1 protein-coding gene is annotated in these 839 nt (G+C 53.0%); it reads left to right on the forward strand.

All coding sequences use genetic code 11. From position 1 onward, the window contains the following. Positions 1 to 837: elongation factor Tu (gene tuf / locus A7090_RS24365; RefSeq protein WP_105275807.1), on the forward strand; the 837-nt coding region annotated here is incomplete at its 5' end. Between the last annotated feature and the right edge of the window lie 2 nt (positions 838 to 839).

Below are 839 nucleotides of genomic sequence, written 5' to 3' on the forward strand. Positions count from 1 at the left end.
CGTGAGCACATCCTGCTGGGTCGTCAGGTAGGCGTTCCGTACATCATCGTGTTCCTGAACAAATGCGACATGGTTGATGACGAAGAGCTGCTGGAACTGGTTGAAATGGAAGTTCGTGAACTTCTGTCTCAGTACGACTTCCCGGGCGACGACACTCCGATCGTTCGTGGTTCTGCTCTGAAAGCGCTGGAAGGCGACGCAGAGTGGGAAGCGAAAATCCTGGAACTGGCTGGCTTCCTGGATTCCTACATTCCGGAACCAGAGCGTGCGATTGACAAGCCGTTCCTGTTGCCGATCGAAGACGTATTCTCCATCTCCGGTCGTGGTACCGTTGTTACCGGTCGTGTAGAACGCGGTATCATCAAAGTGGGTGAAGAAGTTGAAATCGTTGGTATCAAAGAGACTCAGAAGTCTACCTGTACTGGCGTTGAAATGTTCCGCAAACTGCTGGACGAAGGCCGTGCTGGTGAGAACGTAGGTGTTCTGCTGCGTGGTATCAAACGTGAAGAAATCGAACGTGGTCAGGTACTGGCTAAGCCGGGCACCATCAAGCCGCACACCAAGTTCGAATCTGAAGTGTACATTCTGTCCAAAGATGAAGGCGGTCGTCATACTCCGTTCTTCAAAGGCTACCGTCCGCAGTTCTACTTCCGTACTACTGACGTGACGGGTACTATCGAACTGCCGGAAGGCGTAGAGATGGTAATGCCGGGCGACAACATCAAAATGGTTGTTACCCTGATCCACCCGATCGCGATGGACGACGGTCTGCGTTTCGCAATCCGTGAAGGCGGCCGTACCGTTGGCGCGGGCGTTGTAGCAAAAGTTCTGGGCTAATT

The sequence above is a fragment of the Escherichia sp. MOD1-EC7003 genome, assembly GCF_002965065.1.
In the GTDB taxonomy this organism is placed as follows: Bacteria; Pseudomonadota; Gammaproteobacteria; order Enterobacterales; family Enterobacteriaceae; genus Escherichia.